This is a genomic window from Fundidesulfovibrio terrae, from assembly GCF_022808915.1.
Lineage (GTDB): Bacteria > Desulfobacterota > Desulfovibrionia > Desulfovibrionales > Desulfovibrionaceae > Fundidesulfovibrio > Fundidesulfovibrio terrae.
Map to the genome: position 1 here is coordinate 614463 of NZ_JAKZFS010000001.1, position 16049 is coordinate 630511.

Annotated in this window: 16 protein-coding genes; 7 read left to right on the forward strand and 9 right to left on the reverse strand. The window is 70.0% G+C overall.

Annotated features, from left to right (window positions below; genetic code table 11):
• Positions 1–250 precede the first annotated feature (250 nt).
• From ML540_RS17740 to ML540_RS02880, 8 genes are read right to left on the reverse strand one after another with little or no spacing between them, the layout of a single operon-like run.
• Positions 251–1429, reverse strand: a complete 1179-nt coding sequence (locus ML540_RS17740) for a fused response regulator/phosphatase (protein WP_279343206.1) — start codon at positions 1427–1429, stop codon at positions 251–253.
• Positions 1422–2012: a CheB methylesterase domain-containing protein gene (locus tag ML540_RS02850; RefSeq protein WP_243358399.1), complete on the reverse strand. Its 591-nt coding sequence runs from the start codon at positions 2010–2012 to the stop codon at positions 1422–1424. Before ML540_RS02850 ends, ML540_RS17740 begins: the two co-directional genes overlap by 8 nt.
• Complete coding sequence (locus ML540_RS02855; protein WP_243358400.1) at positions 2012–4348, reverse strand: hybrid sensor histidine kinase/response regulator; 2337 nt, start codon at positions 4346–4348, stop codon at positions 2012–2014. Before ML540_RS02855 ends, ML540_RS02850 begins: the two co-directional genes overlap by 1 nt.
• Positions 4345–4902: a chemotaxis protein CheW gene (locus ML540_RS02860; RefSeq protein WP_243358401.1), complete on the reverse strand. Its 558-nt coding sequence runs from the start codon at positions 4900–4902 to the stop codon at positions 4345–4347. The genes ML540_RS02855 and ML540_RS02860 overlap by 4 nt, the downstream gene beginning before the upstream one ends.
• Positions 4899–6110 carry a CheR family methyltransferase gene (locus tag ML540_RS02865; RefSeq protein ID WP_243358402.1) on the reverse strand — a complete coding sequence of 404 codons (1212 nt, stop codon included), beginning with the start codon at positions 6108–6110 and terminating at the stop codon, positions 4899–4901. The genes ML540_RS02860 and ML540_RS02865 overlap by 4 nt, the downstream gene beginning before the upstream one ends.
• On the reverse strand, positions 6107–6550 hold the full coding sequence (locus ML540_RS02870) for a chemotaxis protein CheW (RefSeq protein ID WP_243358403.1): 444 nt from the start codon (positions 6548–6550) through the stop codon (positions 6107–6109). Before ML540_RS02870 ends, ML540_RS02865 begins: the two co-directional genes overlap by 4 nt.
• A gap of 6 nt (positions 6551–6556) precedes the next feature.
• The gene (locus ML540_RS02875; RefSeq protein ID WP_243358405.1) at positions 6557–8647 is read right to left on the reverse strand and encodes a methyl-accepting chemotaxis protein; all 2091 of its coding nucleotides are present in this window, start codon (positions 8645–8647) and stop codon (positions 6557–6559) included.
• Entirely contained in the window at positions 8644–9681 is a 1038-nt protein-coding gene (locus ML540_RS02880) for a methyl-accepting chemotaxis protein (protein WP_243358407.1), read from the reverse strand. Before ML540_RS02880 ends, ML540_RS02875 begins: the two co-directional genes overlap by 4 nt.
• 106 nt (positions 9682–9787) lie before the next feature.
• Here ML540_RS02880 and ML540_RS02885 point away from each other — a divergent pair, with 106 nt between their 5' ends.
• The 5 genes from ML540_RS02885 (at position 9788) to ML540_RS02905 (ending at position 14231) form a co-directional block, all read left to right on the forward strand.
• Positions 9788–10942, forward strand: coding sequence for a PAS domain-containing sensor histidine kinase (locus ML540_RS02885; RefSeq protein ID WP_243358408.1), 1155 nt, complete (start codon positions 9788–9790; stop codon positions 10940–10942).
• On the forward strand, positions 10939–12171 hold the full coding sequence (locus tag ML540_RS02890; RefSeq protein WP_243358409.1) for an AAA family ATPase: 1233 nt from the start codon (positions 10939–10941) through the stop codon (positions 12169–12171). The genes ML540_RS02885 and ML540_RS02890 overlap by 4 nt, the downstream gene beginning before the upstream one ends.
• Positions 12158–13108, forward strand: a complete 951-nt coding sequence (locus tag ML540_RS02895) for a metallophosphoesterase (RefSeq protein ID WP_243358410.1) — start codon at positions 12158–12160, stop codon at positions 13106–13108. The genes ML540_RS02890 and ML540_RS02895 overlap by 14 nt, the downstream gene beginning before the upstream one ends.
• Complete coding sequence (locus tag ML540_RS02900) at positions 13089–13406, forward strand: hypothetical protein (RefSeq protein ID WP_243358411.1); 318 nt, start codon at positions 13089–13091, stop codon at positions 13404–13406. The genes ML540_RS02895 and ML540_RS02900 overlap by 20 nt, the downstream gene beginning before the upstream one ends.
• A 99-nt stretch (positions 13407–13505) precedes the next feature.
• Entirely contained in the window at positions 13506–14231 is a 726-nt protein-coding gene (locus ML540_RS02905; protein WP_243358412.1) for a hypothetical protein, read from the forward strand.
• A 107-nt stretch (positions 14232–14338) separates the two neighbouring features.
• Here ML540_RS02905 and ML540_RS02910 read toward each other — a convergent pair whose 3' ends face one another.
• Positions 14339–15196: a PHP domain-containing protein gene (locus ML540_RS02910; protein ID WP_243358413.1), complete on the reverse strand. Its 858-nt coding sequence runs from the start codon at positions 15194–15196 to the stop codon at positions 14339–14341.
• A 101-nt stretch (positions 15197–15297) separates the two neighbouring features.
• Between ML540_RS02910 and ML540_RS02915 the strand changes: the two genes are divergently transcribed.
• Both ML540_RS02915 and ML540_RS02920 read left to right on the forward strand, forming a co-directional pair.
• Complete coding sequence (locus ML540_RS02915; protein WP_243358414.1) at positions 15298–15501, forward strand: Trm112 family protein; 204 nt, start codon at positions 15298–15300, stop codon at positions 15499–15501.
• Between the two features lie 75 nt (positions 15502–15576).
• Positions 15577–16029, forward strand: a complete 453-nt coding sequence (locus ML540_RS02920) for an Hsp20/alpha crystallin family protein (protein ID WP_243358416.1) — start codon at positions 15577–15579, stop codon at positions 16027–16029.
• The last annotated feature ends 20 nt before the right edge of the window (positions 16030–16049 follow it).

Consider the following 16049-nt stretch of genomic DNA (forward strand, 5'->3'; position numbering starts at 1 on the left):
CACTTCCAGGCTGGGCGGGACCTTAGCAGAAGTGAAATGTATTTGCCAGCGGAAATTGTGACTTGGCGCACAAGTCCCGCAAGAAGCTCTTGGGGCGGGGGTGGTGTCGCACGCAGCAGGACGTTTCGGCGTGGAAAACGCCTCTCGCTGGCCCAGATGGGGTCGGATAATGCAGTCCGTGCTACGATGCAATAAACGGTGCTACAGTTCTTGAGAAAAAAAGAACAAGCCAGCAACCAGGCTGCACGCCTCACGAAAGGGTGATCTTCAGCATGGACAGGTCGTCGTCCAGGGTGTCCCTGCCCAGCAGTGAGCGCACGTGGGCCAGCATGGAGTCGAGTTCCGGCCCTTGGCCGCCGGATTGCGACACGGCGTAGTCCTTGAACTCCTCGTAGCTCCACATGCCGCCGCTTGGGCGGCGTATCTCGTAGGCCCCGTCGGAGAACACCAGCAGTCGGGCCGGGCTTTCCACGGCGATCTCGGATTCCTTGTAGGCCACGTCGGGCATGGCCCCGATGAAGATGCTCTGGCAGCGCAGCTCAGCGACATCGCCGCCCGCCTGGAACAGGATGGGCGGCGGGTGCCCGGCCGAGGCGAAGCGCAGCCTGCGAGTGCGGGTGTCGTACACGCCGTAGAAGATGGTGAAGTAGAGGTCGTTCTGCAGGGGCATCTGGAACACGGCGTTGAGTCCGGCCATGACCTGGCTGGGCGAGGCGAAGTCCACCCCCGGCAGGGTCTGGGAGCGCAGCACGTTGAGCGCCGAAACCGACAGCAGGGCCGGTCCCACGCCGTGGTCGCACACGTCCAGCAGGTAGAAGGCGAAGCGGTTCTCGTCGACCCAGTGGTAGCCCAGAGCGTCCCCGCCAAGCTGGGCCGAGGGTTCGAAGAGCCACTGGGTGCGCACGGGGCCGTCCTCCACGGGGCGGGGCAGGAGGTTGCGCACGTACTGCGCGGCCTGGTCAAGCTGGCGGGCCAGCTCCTGGTAGGCCCGGTTGCGTTCCAGAAGGCGCGTGTAGCCTTGGGAGTGGTGGCGGATGCGGGCCACCAGCTCCACCCGGTCGGGCAGCTTCACCAGGTAGTCGTTGGCCCCCAGGGCGAACGCCTGGGCCTTGGTCTCGGGGTCTTCCCGGGTGGAGAGCACCACCAGGGGCAGGTCCTTGAGCTTGGGGTGGGCGCGGAAATACCGCACCAGGGTCAGGCCGTCGATGTCCGGCATCACCAGGTCCAGAAGGACCACCGTGGGCGCGTGGGCCAATGCCTCGGGCAGGGCCTTGGCCGGATCCTGCACGCTGTGGAAGGCGATGTCGGACTCGGGGGCCAGCATGCGGCGCACGGCCTCGGCCACCATGGCCTGGTCGTCCACCAGAAGGACGGTGACGCTGGGATTGGCGGGATCGGAAGATGCGGTCATGGCGCGTGCCTTATCCATGCGGGCGCAGGTGTCTGGCGGCCTGGGCCGCGATGGCGGAAAGGGGCAGCACCAACTGGGCGGCGCCGAGGTCCCGGGCGGCCTTGGGCATGCCGTAGATGGCGCTGCTGCCCTGATCTTGGGCGATGGTCAGCCAGCCGGCCTCCTTGAGGCGCAAAAGCCCCTTGGCCCCGTCGCTGCCCATGCCGGTGAGCAGCACGGCCACGCCCCTGGGAATGCGCGACTCGGCCAGGCTCTCGAAGAGGGTGTCGATGGACGGGCGGTAGGGCGTGCCCGAGGGCTCCGGGCTGTAGAGCAGGGTGTGCACGGGCGAGAGCACCAGATGGTCGCCGCCCCTGGCCACGTAGACGCGCCCGGGCTTGAGCCGGTCCCCGTCCTGGGCCAGGGAGACGGGGAAGCTGGTCTGGGTGGCCAGCCATTCGGCCAGGTTGCGGCTGAAGGTCTGGTCTAGGTGCTGCACCACCAGTATGGCGGCGCGCAGGTCGGACGGCAGCCCCGCGAGCAGTTCGGCCACGGCCTTGGGGCCTCCGGTTGACGCGCCGATGGCCAGCACCGGCGTGTTCAGGCAGCAGACCGCCTCCATCACGGCTCCCCGATGAGGTCTGACACGGCCGCCAGCAGCGCTTCGTCGTGGAAGCCCGATTTGGCCAGGTAGTAGTCGGCGCCGGCCTCGAGCCCGGCCAGGCGGTCTTCCTGGCGGTCCTTGTAGGAGACGATCATCACCGGCGTGCGCGAAAGGTCCGGGTCGGCCTTGATGCGCCGGGTGAGCTCGATGCCGGTCATGCGGGGCATGTCCACGTCGGTCACGACCAGGTCGTAGCCTCCGGTGCGGGCCAGGGCCAGCCCTTCGGAGCCGTCCACGGCGGTGTCGGTCAGGTAGCCGCGCCCGGCCAGCAGCTGGCGCTCCACCTCGCGCACGGTAAGGGAGTCGTCGACCACGAGGATTCTTTTGACCCGTTTCGCCGGGACCGCCGCCCCGCCCGCGCCCACTCCCGCCAGGCGGCCCTCGTCCAGCAGGGCCTCGAGGGCGCGAGCCAGGTCGGCGACGTCCAGGATGAGCACCGGCGAGCCGTCGTCCAGGATGGACGCCGCGGCCACGCCCGGCACCTTGCCGAGCCTTGCGTCCAGGGGGTGGACCACCAGGTCGGTCTCGCCGAGGAACGCCTCCACGGCCAGCCCGAAGCGGGCGGCCCCGCTCTCCAGGACCACCACGGGAAGCTCCTCGCCGGGTACCGGTGCGGGGGGCCTGCCCAGTATCTGGGAGGCCGGGGCAAGGCCCACGTGGGCTCCGTCCAGGGTGAGGAATTGGCGCCCCTCCACGGTGCGCAGGTCCTGCGACTCGGCCGCCACCACGCGCCCGATTCCCGAGAGCGGCAGGGCGTAGGGCTCGCCGCCAACCTGGACCACCAGGGCGCGGATCACCGAACGGCTCACGGGCAGGCGCATGACGAAAGCCGTGCCCTTGCCCGGGGCGGACTCCACCATGACCGTTCCGCCCACCTCCTGGACCATGGACCGGACCGCGTCCAGGCCTACGCCCCTCCCGGAGACCTGGGTCAGGGCCTGGGCCGTGGTGAAGCCGGGCAGGAACAGGAATTCGAACAGTTCCGGGGCGCTCAGGCGCGCGGCCACGTCCTTGCGGGCCAGCCCCTTGCGGGCCACGGCCTCGCGCAGGACCTCGGGGTCGACGCCCCGGCCGTCGTCGGCCAGGCGGACCTCCAGGGTGCCGGAGACGTGGCGCGCGCAGAGCGTGATGCGGCCCTGGGCGGATTTTCCAAGGGCCTCGCGCTCGGCCGGCGGCTCGATGCCGTGGTCCACTGCGTTTCGCGCCAGGTGCATGAGCGGGGCCTCGAGCTTGTCCAAAATGTCTCGGTCGACGGCGGCCTTGGAGCCGTCCAGGGTGAAGCGGACCTTCTTGCCGAGCTCGCGCGAGAGGTCGCGCACCAGCCTGGGCAGGGGGCGCGCGCCCTCGCCGAAGGGCCGCATGCGGCTGCCCAGCACCTGCCCGTAGAGGCGGTCCGAAAGCGATTCCAAGCGCTGGGTGAGGGCGTCCATGGACGCCAGGGTGGAACCGAACGACTCCATGATCTTGGCGGTCAGGGCCAGGGCAGCCTCGGCCCGCACGGACGTTTCGTCCCCGGCGGCCTGGGAGCGCAGCTCGGCCAGGGTGTCCACCAGGTCCATGAGGTCGCGCCTGCCGCCGCGCATGCGGGTGAAGATGCGTCCGAGAGCACCGGCCTCCACCACGCACTGCCCGGCCAGGCCCATGAGCCGCCCCACCAGGGCGGCCGAGAGGCGCACCACGCCGTCTTGGGGCTCCGCGGATGCCTCCGTGCCGGGGGGGGCGGGCTGGCCTGCCTGGTCCGGCGAGGCGGGACGGTACGCAATGCTTTCCGCACCCGGGGTGGCCGTTCCGGTCCCGCCGGGCGTCTCGGTGCTCAAGGATGTTGGCCCGGCCGAATCTGCCGCATCTGCGGAACCGGACGTCACAGTGCCGCAGGGCTCGGCTCCGGCCTGCTGCTCCCCGGCGTCGCGCAGGTTGCGGGCCAGGCGGGCCGCCTCGGAGGCCGAGGCTTCCAGCAGGCCGGGCATCTCGGCGGGCCTGGCCGCGCCGAGGCGTCCGAAGAAGTCGTTGGCCGCGAGAAGGGCGTCCACGTGGGCCGGGCAGGGAGCAAGCGTCCCTTTCTGGAACGCCTGGAAGACGTCCTCCATGGCGTGGGCCAGCTCCACCGCCTGGGGCAGGTTCACGATGCGGGCCGCGCCCTTGATGGAATGGGCGGCGCGCATGAGGGGCTCCATGCGCTCGGGGCTCGGGTCCGCCTCCAGGGCCACGAGGCCGTCCTCGATGGACTGGCGGTGCATCTGGAGCTCCATGGCGAAGAGCTCGAGCAGGGAGAGATCGGCCAGTTCCGGGGTCATGGCCTGAGGCTCCTGGCCAGGGCCCGGCCGAGGCTTTCGGTGTCGACGATCCCGGCGGTGCGCCCTTCGAGCTCGGCCATGGCCGTCACCAGAGGGTGTGGCGAGCGGGCCACGGTGTCCGGCGGCGGGGACGCGGCCTCCGGATCGAACCCGCACGTGCCCAGGGCCTCATCGGCCAACAGGGCGAAGCGCCCCTCGGGCACGTTCACGGTGATGAGCCGGGCGCGGGCAGGGACGGACTCCGGCTCGCCTCCGGCCAGGGCCGCCAGGGACACGCAGGGCAGAAGCTCGCCGTCCACGTTGGCCAGCCCCAGAAAAGCCTGCGAGGTCATGTGCGGAACCGAGTGCACCGGACCGGCCGGGCGGGCCGACTCCACGATGGCCGTGGGCAGGGCGATCCATTCCTTTCCGGCCCGCACCAGAAGCGCCCCCTGGCGGGCGGCCTGGCGGGCGGGCTTGGGCGCCGCGGTCTGGGCGGTCCATTCTGCGATGGTCTCGGCCGAGACCTCCCGGTCGAAGAGGATTTTTGCCGCGTGGGCGTCGGAACCGTTCACGGCCTGGACTCTCCATTACGCCCGGTGCGCCGGGCGCGGGCCGCCACGAGCTCGGCCTCGTCCTCTCGGCCCCTGGCGCGGTGCAACAGTTCAAGATGGGCCAGGGCCTCCGGGTGGGCGGGGTCCAGGTACAGGGCCCGGCGCAGGGCCTCCTCGGCCTCGTCCTCGCGCCCCTTCGCCAGGAGGGCCGCCGCCTTGAGCTGGAACAGCTGGGCGCTCGGACCTGCCTGGGACACGGCCTGCTCGATCAGGGCCAGGGCTCCGTCCAGGTCGCCGGAATCGGCCAGCTCCCGGGCCTTTCGGGCCGGATCGCCAGCCGGGGCTGCCGGAACGGCCGGGTGGACCGGTTCAGGGGGGGGGGCGGGAGCGGAACCGGAGCGGGCCCGTGGCGGCGCGGCCGGGGCGCAAGCGTCGCGCGAGGCGTGGACCTGGGCGGTCCCGGTGGCCGGAGCGACGGTGCCCGCGGCCGTGGCCGGACCGGATGCATAGGGCGTGAGCCCCAGGCTTAAAAACGCGCCCGCCTCGGCGGGACTTGCGAAGAACGCGCCGCGCGCGCCCGTGAGGCGCGACAGGTTGCGCGCCAGGGCCAGACGCGCGGGCGGGGCCAGGTAGATGAGCAGGTGCCTGCAGAATACCACCTGATAGGGCGGCTCGCCTGCCAGAAACGAATCGCCCACCGCGTCGGCCTCGATGAACCGGATGCGCGAGAGCGCCTCGGGCGAGAGGCGCGCGCCTCCGTCCTCCACGACAAGATGCCCGCCGTGGTCCTTGAGCGCCCCCCGCAGGCTGGCGGGGCCGAACCGTCCGGTGCGGGCCTTGTCCAGGGCCTCGGGGCTGGCGTCCACGGCGTCGATGAGGAATTCCTCCGGCGCAAGGCCCGCTTCCAGGAAGGTGATGGCCATGGACGCCGGTTCCTCGCCGGTGGCACAGGGGACGCAGAGCGCGCGCACGGGCCTGGGCAGGGCGGCGGCCATGCCGGCCAGTTGGGCGAAGGTGTCAGGATCGCGGAAGAGCCAGGTCTCCTGCACCACGGCTTCCCCGGCCAGAAGGCGGCGCTCCCCGGCGTCGGCGTCGAGCCGTGAAAGGTAGGCATGCGCGTCGAGACCCAGGCGAGCGGCCCCGCGCACGAAGGCGCGACGGATATTGGCCGCCCCCACCGCCATGGGATCGAGCCCGCACAGCGAGGCCGCGCGTTCGAACTGGTTCATGCGGCCTCCAGGGCGGCCTTGAGGCTCGCCAGCAGTTCGGGCGGGAGCACCGCGCCAAGGGTCAGCACCTGCACCACCTGGCCTTCGTCGGTCACGACGCCCGCCACGTATGGCGCGGCCGGAGCTCCGGGCGGGACCAGGGCGGCCGGGTCGAGGTCCAACGTCTTGAGCACCCGCTCGGCCATGAGGCCGACGGCCAGGCCCGGAGCGGCCATGCCCACCAGGATGCGCGTGGAGGCGAAGGGCCGCGAGGGACGCCCGGCCAGCAGAACGGTCATGTCCGCCACGGGCAGGCTCGCGCCCCGGTGGTTCATGAGCCCTGCCACGTAAGGGGGCGCTCCCGGTAGGGGGGCCAGCTCCACCAGGGGGGTGATCTCCTCCACGTCCCGGGCGGGGAGGGCGAAACGGGCCCCGGCGGCCTTGAAGGTCACATGGAGCATGCCGTGTTATCCCAGGTCGAAGCGGGTGATGAGCTCCTTGAGCCCGGCCGCCGTGGTGGTCAGCTCCTCGGCGGCCTGCCTGAACTCGGCCAGGGAGTCGCGGGTCTGCCCGGCGCTGTCGGCCAACTGGGCGATGACCACGCTGATCTGGTCCGCGCCCTCGGCCTGCAGGCGCATGCCCCCGGTGACGCTCGAGAACCTGGGCGTGAGCTCCTCGCCCGCCTCGAGGATGCGGCCGAGCTTGGCGTTGACCCCGCGCGAGGTGTCCGACGCCTGCCCGGCCAGGGAGGCGAAGCCCTCCATGGCCGCCGAACCGGACTGGACCGACGCCTGCATGTCGCGGATGGTGCGCTCGATGTCCAGGGCTGCTGCTGCTGTCTGGTCGGCGAGGCGGCGAATCTCGCGGGCCACCACGGCGAATCCGGGGCCGAACTCTCCGGCTTTTTCGGCCTCGATGGCCGCATTGAGCGAGAGCAGGTTCGTCTGGGCGGCCACCTTGGCGATGGTGGAGAGCAATTGGCCGATGCCGGAGGTCTTTTCCTTGATGAGCGTGAGCTTGGCGGTCATCTCCCGGCTGGCCCCGGAGAGGTCGTCCATGGCCTGCCCCATGCGGGCCAGGCTTTCGCGGCCTTCCTCGGCCAGGGACGAGCTGCGGTTGGCCACGCCCAGCACCTCGGCCATGGTGTCGGCCAGCTCCCCGGCCGTGGCCGAGATCTGCTTGCTGGTGGCCCCGACCTCCACGGTGGAGGCGGCCTGCTGGGTGGCCGCGGCCTCGATCTGCCGGGCCGTGGCCGCGATGCGCCCGGCAGACGCCTGCAGCTGGCCGCCGGTGGAGTTCACCGCGCCCAGAAGCTCCTCCAGGCCATGGATCATGACCGCCACGGCGGAATAGAGCTGGCTGGTCTCGGAGCGCGACCGGCTGCCCGCCAGGAGCCTTTCGCGGGTGCAGCTGCCGGAGGGGCAGGAGCGCTCGAGCAGGGCCGCGGCCTCGCGCACCTTTCCCGCCGCGATGGTGGTGGCGATGCGGGCCACTCGGGCCAGGGGCCTGGTGACGGCGGTGACGATGGTCCAGGAGAGGATCGCCGCCAGGGCCACTGAGGCCAGGCTCACGGCCAGCACCATGGCCACGCGGGTCTTGAGGGCCATGGTCCGGTTATTGAGAAGATCCGTGAACACGGGATAGCATTGGTCCCACAGCGAGGCTCCGGTGTCGCGGGCCTCCTGCCCCGCCTTGAGGTAGGCTTGCAGGGTCACGGACGGGTCCTTGCGGCTGACGGCCTGGGCCATGTGCAGAAATGTGCGGGAGGCGTCCGCGTATGCCTGCACCGCCTTGGGCAGCGAAGAGAGCCTGTCCCCTCCCAAGGCCCGTTGCGCCTTGGTCAGCTTGTCCAGCAGCCGGTCCACCACGGACTGTTCCCAGGCGGCGCTGACCTGTTCCATCTTGGCCCGCTCCGCGTCGGCGGTCGGGAGTCCGGCCAGGGCGATGAAGCCGGAGGAGTACAGAATGCCCAGGCGCTCCTGAGCCCTGGGGATGTCGAAGACCAGCAGGTACATCAGATAGTAGGTGGACAGCTCCGGGTCCAGCACCAGTTGGGCCGAGTCGGCCACGTAATCGCGCATCTCCGCCAGCAGCACCTGGAACTTCATGTGCAAGGCCACGGCCTCTTCGGGCGTGGCCGGTTTGCGATCGAAGATGTCCTTGAGACTCTTGATGAACGCCTGGGGCTCCAGATGGGCCAGTCCCTTGGGGGCCAGAACGGCCGGTTCCAGGCCCAGGGCGGGGGCTTCCCTGGTCAGGCGCAGGACCATCTCGTTCCAGCGGCCGTGGAGCGACGCGTCGAGTTGGGCGAGCCGGGCATCGACGTCCTCTCCGGACATACGCCCGAGAACCAGCCGCAGGTGCTCGGCCACGCCCTCGGTGACATCCTCCATGGGCTCGATGACGCTTATGCCCTGGGCCTCCACCCGGGTCAGGCAGATCTCCTTGGACATCTGCCCGAGCAGCAGGGCCAGCAGCAGAACGATTGGAACCAGGAAGCTCAGGCCGCACAGGGCGAGCTTGGAACTCAGCTTGAGGTCGCGCCACCAGGCGATCATGAGCGGCCGTCCTTTGTTTCGGGTTCGACGTCCGCCAGGCCTTGGGCGGCGCGGACGACATCTTCGGCCAGAGAGGCCAGGGCGTCCAGGGAGAAGGCCATGGCCCTGGCCGTGCCCTGGAGTTTTTCCAGTTCGCCGGGCACTCCCCGGGCGTAGCCTCCGGCCTCGGACAGGCGGGGGGCCAGTTCATCCAGGGACTTGACCGCCTGGTCCAACGACGCCTGGGCCTCGCGCAGCTTGCGCTCGCCCGCGCCGGTCTCCCGGGCGAAGGTGTCCATCTCCATGACCTCGGCGGCCACGGCCTGGCGCATGCGGCTGACCAGTCGCTCGATGTCCTCCGCGCCGATCCCGGCGGTGTCGGCCAGGCGTCGCACCTCGCGGGCCACCACGGCGAATCCTCGTCCGTGCTCCCCTGCCTTCTCGGCCTCGATGGATGCGTTGAGCGAAAGCAGGTTGGTCTGTTCGGCCATGGCCGCCATGCCCGCCACCAGGGTCTGGGCCTGCTCGGCGCTTCCGGCGATGACGGTGAGCTTGGCCGATGCGCTGGTTGTCCCGGACAGGATGCGCTCCATGGCCAAGGCCAGCCCGGACAGGGACTCCCTGCAGGCCAGCAGGACGCCTGCCGCCTGCTCCACGGGGCCCAGGGACTCCCCGGAGGCCCTGACGGCGTTCTCGGCCTTGGCCTTGGCTGCGCTCAGGCCGGAAAACAGGTCGCCCAGGGCCGCTCCCGGCTGGCGCGCGGCCGTGGCCAGGGCCTGCGACAGCCGCGGCAGGTGGTCATGCCCGGCGGGAGGTGGTCCGGCCGGGACCGACGGCTCGGGAATCTCCGGTGGCAGGGCCTCACCCGGTGGCCGGGCGAAAAGGACGCGCCCGGCCAGCGCGCCGAGCGCGGCGGCGCAGGCCGTCCCGGCGGCAAGGGTGAGGACGGGCGCGACTTCGCCCAGGAAAAACCGGACGGCCTCCTCCAGCCCGCCCGCAACCAGGGCCGCCACCGCGCAGAGGAGGGCCGCAGTCTTACCAGGAGTGCTTGACATGGCGGATGATTACCCCGCATCCAAGGAGTACGCAACACGGGGATGGTTGAAGACGGCCTGGAAAAAAGGTAGTTCTCAAAACGTCATGAAAGTTCAAGCTGTTTCGATGGATTGCGCTCCCGCCGAACGCGGCTCTCCCGAACTTGTCCGGGAGCAGAACGCACTGTTGCAACGCAATTTCATCGCCACCACCCTGGACGCCATTCCGGTGGTGCTGCTGGTGCTCAACCAGCATCGGCAGATCGTCCTGGCCAACGCCCAGGCCGAGCGGACCACCGGGAGGGACCGGCAGGACCTCGTGGGGCTTCGTCCCGGCGAGGCCTTCGGGTGCGTCCATGCCTACGGCGAGCCCGCGGGTTGCGGCACCACGGAGTTCTGTTCCAGGTGCGGGGCCTTGCGGTCCATCCTCGCGGGCATGGAGGGGAAGAAAAGCGTGCAGGAGTGCAGCTTCCTCAGGCGCAAGGAATTCGGCATCGAGGCAGTGGACCTGCAGGTGAGTTCCTCGCCCATCCAGGTGGAGGGCAACTCCTTCGTGATGTTCTGCATCCAGGATCAAAGCGACCTGAAACGCCGCCGCACCCTGGAACGGCTGTTCTTCCACGACATGCTCAACACCGCCGGAGGGCTCAAGGGCCTCATGGACATCCTGCGGAGCGAGGTCCCTGAGGCCCTCAAGCCGGATGCGGATTTCATCCACTCCACCCTGGCCCATCTGGTGGACGAGCTGATCGGCCAGAAGGACCTCATGGCCGCCGAGAACAACGAACTCACCCCGGTGTTCACCACCCTGCGCAGCACCGAGGTGCTCCAGGGGGCGGCGAAGATCGGCTCCAGCCTGGCCCAGGCCCGGGGCAAGGCCATCAGCGTCGCGCCGGGCTGCGCCGACGTGGAGTTCATAAGCGACGTGACGCTGGTCAAGCGGGTGATCGGCAACATGGTGAAGAACGCCCTGGAAGCTTCCGCCACCGGCGACAGTGTCCTTCTCGCCTGCGCCTGCGAAAACGGCCGGGTGACGTTCGCGGTCAACAATTCGGCCGTGATGGAAGACGACGTGCGCCTGCGCGTGTTCAAGCGCAACTTCTCCACCAAGGGGCGCGGCCGGGGGCTCGGCACCTACGGCATGAAGCTTCTGGGCGAGCGCTATCTGGGAGGCGAGGTGGGCTTCACCACCCTGGCGGGCAAAGGCACCACCTTCACTTTCTCCCTGCCGCTCGCGCCGGAAAAAGCCTGTCCAGATCCGGGAGCGCCCGGCCAGCCGTGATCCGTCGCCTGACCCTGACTAATTTCATGGCCCACGCCAGCACCATCCTGGAGCTGGCTCCGGGCCTCAACGTGCTGTGCGGCCCCAACAACACCGGCAAGTCCGCCGTGGTGGAGGCGTTGCGCTGCCTGGCCAACAACCCCTCGCCGCGCCACTACATCCGCCATGGAGCGTCCGAGGCCCGCGTCGAAGCCCTGCTGGACGACGGCTGGCGCGTGGCCTGGGTGCGGCGCAAGGCCCACGCCCTGTACGAGGTCTACGCGCCCGGCCAGGACGAACCCCAGGTGTTCGCCAAGCTGGGCCGCAGCATGGTCCCTCCCGAGGTGGCCAAACTCGTCAAGCTCGCCCCGGTGGGGTTCGACAAGGGCGACGAGGTGGACGTCCACCTGGGCGACCAGCGCCATCCCATCTTCCTCCTGGATAAGCCGGGCTCCCTGATGGCGGATTTTCTGGCCTCGTCCACGGAGAGCGCCCACCTCATGGCCATGCAGGACGCGCTACGCGAAAAGACCCGGCGCATGAAGACCGAGCAGCGCAAGCTCGAAGAAGCCGCCGAGCGGGCCCGGTCCGGCCTGGACAGGCTTTCCGCCCTGCCGGGCGTGTCCCTGTCCCTGGAGCGGCTGCGCGAGGACGGCCGCGTCCTCCAGGACCGGGCCGCCCGCATGCCCGCCGTCCAGGCCGATGTGGAGCGCATGGAGCGCCTGACCGGGGAGGCGCGGACCCTGCGCTCCCGGACTTCCCTCCTTGGTGGTTTGGCGAAGCCGCCGAGTCCTGCTCCGGCGGCGGACCTGGCCGCGACCCTCGCGGCCGTGGACGCGCTGCGCTCACGGTCCGCGTCGATCCGGGCCACGCTCGCCCGCCTGGCCCCCCTGGCCGCCCCCGGCGGTCTGCGCCTTTGCGCGCCCCTGGCCGACGCCTGCGCCCAGGCGGGCAGCCTGCGCGCGCTCAAGGCCCGCGCCTCGGGCAGGCTCGCGGCCCTGGCCGGGCTTTCACCGCCGCCCGGGCTGCCCGATCCGGCCCCCCTGGCCGGACTGGTCGAATCCATGGATGTGCTGGCCGGGCGCATCGCCAAGGGCCGGGCCTGGCTTGTCGAGCGGGAAACGGCCCTTTCGGCCCTGTCCGAACGAATTGCCGCGCGGCTTGCCGAGGTGGGCGAATGCCCGCTGTGCGGGGCCGGGCTGGACGCTGCGAAATTCTTAAGGAAGGCGGGCGGACATGGGGCTGCCTAGAATCGCGGGCCAGGGCCTGTTCGTCATCTGCGACCCCCACGTGGCCGCCACACCGCCCATGCAGCGCCTGGAGGGCTACCGCGAGCAGGTGACGGCCAAGCTGACCGCCTGCCTGGAGCGGGCCCGTGAACTCGGCTGTCATCCGGTCATAGCCGGGGACCTCTTCCACTGGCCCCGGGAGAATCCCAACTCCCTGATCGTGGAGTTGATCGAGCTTTTGCGGCCCCACATGCCGTCGGTGCTGGTGGGCAACCACGACAAGTACCTGGCCCGGTTCACCCGCGACGTATCCCTGGCGGTGCTGGACGCGGCCGGAGCGGTGCGACTCATGAGCGAGCCCGGCCCGCAGTTCTGGCTGGACACCCCCGAGGGCCCCGCGCTGGTGGGGGCCTCGCCCGACGGCTCGCACCTGCCCCGGCAGGTGGACCGGAACGGGGCCGTGGCCACGGTGTGGTTCTCCCACCACTCCATCAGCTTCCCCGACTTCCAGGACCGCCTGCTCTTCCCCAAGGAGATCCCCGGCCTGGACTGGGTGATCAACGGGCACATCCACCGGCCCCAGCCCATGGTGGTCAAGGGAGCGACGCGCTGGTGCAACCCGGGCAACATCACCCGCCTGACCTTCACCCAGCGCACCAGGGAGCGCGTCCCGGCGGCCTCGGTCTGGCGGCCCGGCGCGCAGGAGCTCACGCGCTGGCCCGTGCCGGTGCTTCCCTTCGAGAAGGTCTTCCCGGACCAGCCGTTCGCTCCGGAGCCGGGGCCGGAGGAGCGGAAGTCGCTCTTCCTCAAGGGCCTGGAGCGCCTAGCCTGGCGTCGCACCCAGGAGGGCCTGGGGCTCAAGGATTTTCTGTCAGCGAACCTGAACCCGGAGCACCCCGAGACGGGGCTCATCTGGGAACTCTACGAGGAGGTGGCCGGTGGCTCGAAACGCCCCTGACGGCCCTGACGCCGCGCTCGAGCGCGAATTGGGCCAGCTCAAGGCCGAATACGAGAAACTGCGCGAGGAACAGGTGCGGGCCGAGCAGACGCTCGCGCACCTGGAGGCGGAACTCTCGTCCCTGGAGGAAAAGGCCCGCCAGGAGTATGGCACCTCCGATCCGGCCGAACTCAAGGCCAGGCTCGAATCCATGCGCGCTGAGAACGAACGGATGGTGGCGGCCTACCGCGAGCACATCGCCTCGGTGCGGGGGGGGCTGGACGCCCTGGAGCGCGGCGTGAACGACGATGCCCGCTAGATTCGCGCCGTGCCCCTCCGTTCGGGAGTCCGGAGGGCGCAGCCCTTTGGTCGCCGGAGGCTTCTCCCCTGCGGCCTCGCCGTTCCGGAACCATACAGCATGAGCGAAACGTTCTCCTCTTCCCTCTCCTTCCTCCTGTCCGAACTGGACGGCCTCGACCGCCGGGCCGGGCGTCTGGAGGGGCTTGCCGACGCCTTCGTGCGCGAGCACCAGCGCATCCGGCGCGATCTGGACGAGGTGCGCGCCTTCCTGGAGATGGCCCCCCAGGCCCAGGCGCGCCTGGAAGAGCTCTCGCGCGAGCTTTTCGGCGAGCTCATGGAGGAGGTGGAGTCCAACCTGACCCACGCGGTTCGCGAGATCCTGGGGCAGGACCGCCGGGTGGTGAGCCGCAGGGAGGTCAAGCAGGGCAAGTTCCACATCACACTGGAGATGGAGAACCAGGGGCAGGTGGAGGATATCCTGCACGGCCAGGGCGGTTCGGTGTGCAACATCCTGTCCGTGGGGCTGAGGCTCATCGGCCTGGCCCAGCTGGACCCGGAAAAACACCGGCGCTTCCTGGTGCTGGACGAGCAGGACTGCTGGCTGCGCCCTGAGCTGGTGCCCACGTTCACCCGGCTCATCGCGGCCATCGGCGAGAAGCTGGGCCTGCAGGTGCTCACCATCAGCCACCACGCGGTGGACGCCTTCTACGGCCACGCGGGCCGGGTGTTCCAGTTGTCCCCCAGCCGGGAGAGCGGGGTCACGGTGACGGTGCTGGGCGGGACGAGGGTCGAGGAGCCGGAGGAAGGGGAATCGGTCCGGGACGACGAGACGGAGGAAAGCTAGGCCTGCGCGGCGAAGCGTCGTCTGGGAAAGCCTCCGGCGGCCAAAGGGCTGCGCCCTCTGGACTCCCGTTTAATTTGCGCTGTGTGGTGCGGTCTCGCGTCAGGCCGTCACACCCACAGCCCACGCGCCCTGCGCCGGGCCTTCAGGTCCTCCAGGACCGATTCGGGCACGGCCAGCTTGCCCTTGCCCACGCCGATGCGGATGCCGGGCTTTATGATCCCGTGGAAGTCGGAGCCGCCGCACACGCCCAGGTCCAGGCGGCGGGCCAGCTCGATGTATTCGCGGGTGCGGGTGGGGGAATGCTCGGTGTAGTAGGCCTCGATGGCGTCCACGCCCAGTCCGGCGTAGCGGCGCACCAGGTCCTCCATGGCCCTGCCGTTCTCCCCCAGCAGGTAGGGGTGGGCCAGGGCCACGGTGGCCCCCTGGGCCTTGAGCACGTCCACGGCGGTGGCCAGGGAGAGTTCCCGCTTGGGGGCGAAGGCCCGGCCGTGGCGTCCCAGATATTGCCTGAATGCGGCCTCGTAGTCGCGCACCACGCCGCGCTCCACCAGGATGCGGGCGATGTGGGGCCTGCCCACGGAACCCTGGGCCAGGTCCTGCACCTCCTCGTAGTCGATGGGGATGCCGATCGCGGTAAGCTTTTCCACGATGAGCCTGTTGCGGTCGTCGCGGCTTTCCCTGAGCGAGGCCAGCACGGTCTCCAGTTCTCCGGGGCCGGGCCGCACCCAGAGTCCCAGGATGTGCAGCTCGCGGGAACCGTCCACCACCGAAAGCTCGCACCCGGGGATGACCTCGATGCCGTGCTCGGCTCCCGCGCGGGCGGCCGCGTCCAGGCCGATCAGGGTGTCGTGGTCGGTGAGGGCCACGGCCGCGAGCCCGGCCTTGGCGGCGAGTCCGACCACCTCCGCCGGGGGCAGCTGTCCGTCGGATGCGTCGGAGTGGGTGTGCAGGTCTACGGTGCGCATGTTCCACAGGTAGGAGGTATTGCCCGGTGCGTCAACGCGGGCCTTGAGCGGGGGGCAAAGCTCGCGTATAGAGGGCAAAACGTCACGGAGGCCTTCTCATCATGCCTATAGCGTCCGAACTGCTCGAAATCCTGGCCTGCCCCAAGTGCAAGGGCGACATCGCCCCCACGCCCCAGGGCGACGGCCTGGTATGCGCCAAATGCGCGGTGGTCTATCCCATCCGCGAGGACATTCCCATCATGCTCGTCGAGGAAGCGGTGGAGCTTTCCCGCTGGGAAGCCGGGGACCGTCAGGCCAAGCCGTAAGCCTTGACACGCACCCCCCAATGGTTAAGTACCCTGAACGCTGAGTAAACCCGGCGCGACAAGAGGTATTTCCGGATGGCCAAACTCAATTGGAACCCGTGGATGGGCCTGGCCGACATGAAGGCCGAACTGGAACGGGCCATGGCCGAGGCCGCCCGCGGGGGCCGCGCCCCCAGGGCCGTGTCCGACAAGGCGTACTTCTGGGCTCCGGCCGCCGACGTGCTCGAGACGGCCGACGCATTCGTCATCACCGTGGAGATTCCGGGCGTGGACCGCGAGGACGTGGCCGTGGAGGTCAAGTCCCGCACGCTGTGGGTCTATGGCGAGCGCAGGTTCGTGAAGCTCTGCGAGGGCGAGGGCGTGTACCACTCCCTGGAGCGCTCCTACGGCCCATTCGCCCGGCGCTTCGCTCTTCCCAAGGGCGTGGACCGGGCCGGTGTGGGCGCGGTGTTCAAGAACGGCCTACTGGAGATCACCCTCCCCAAGGAATGCCGCGAGGCGCGCTGCCGGCGCATCCAGATTCTTTAGCGTCGCGGCGCAATCCCTTT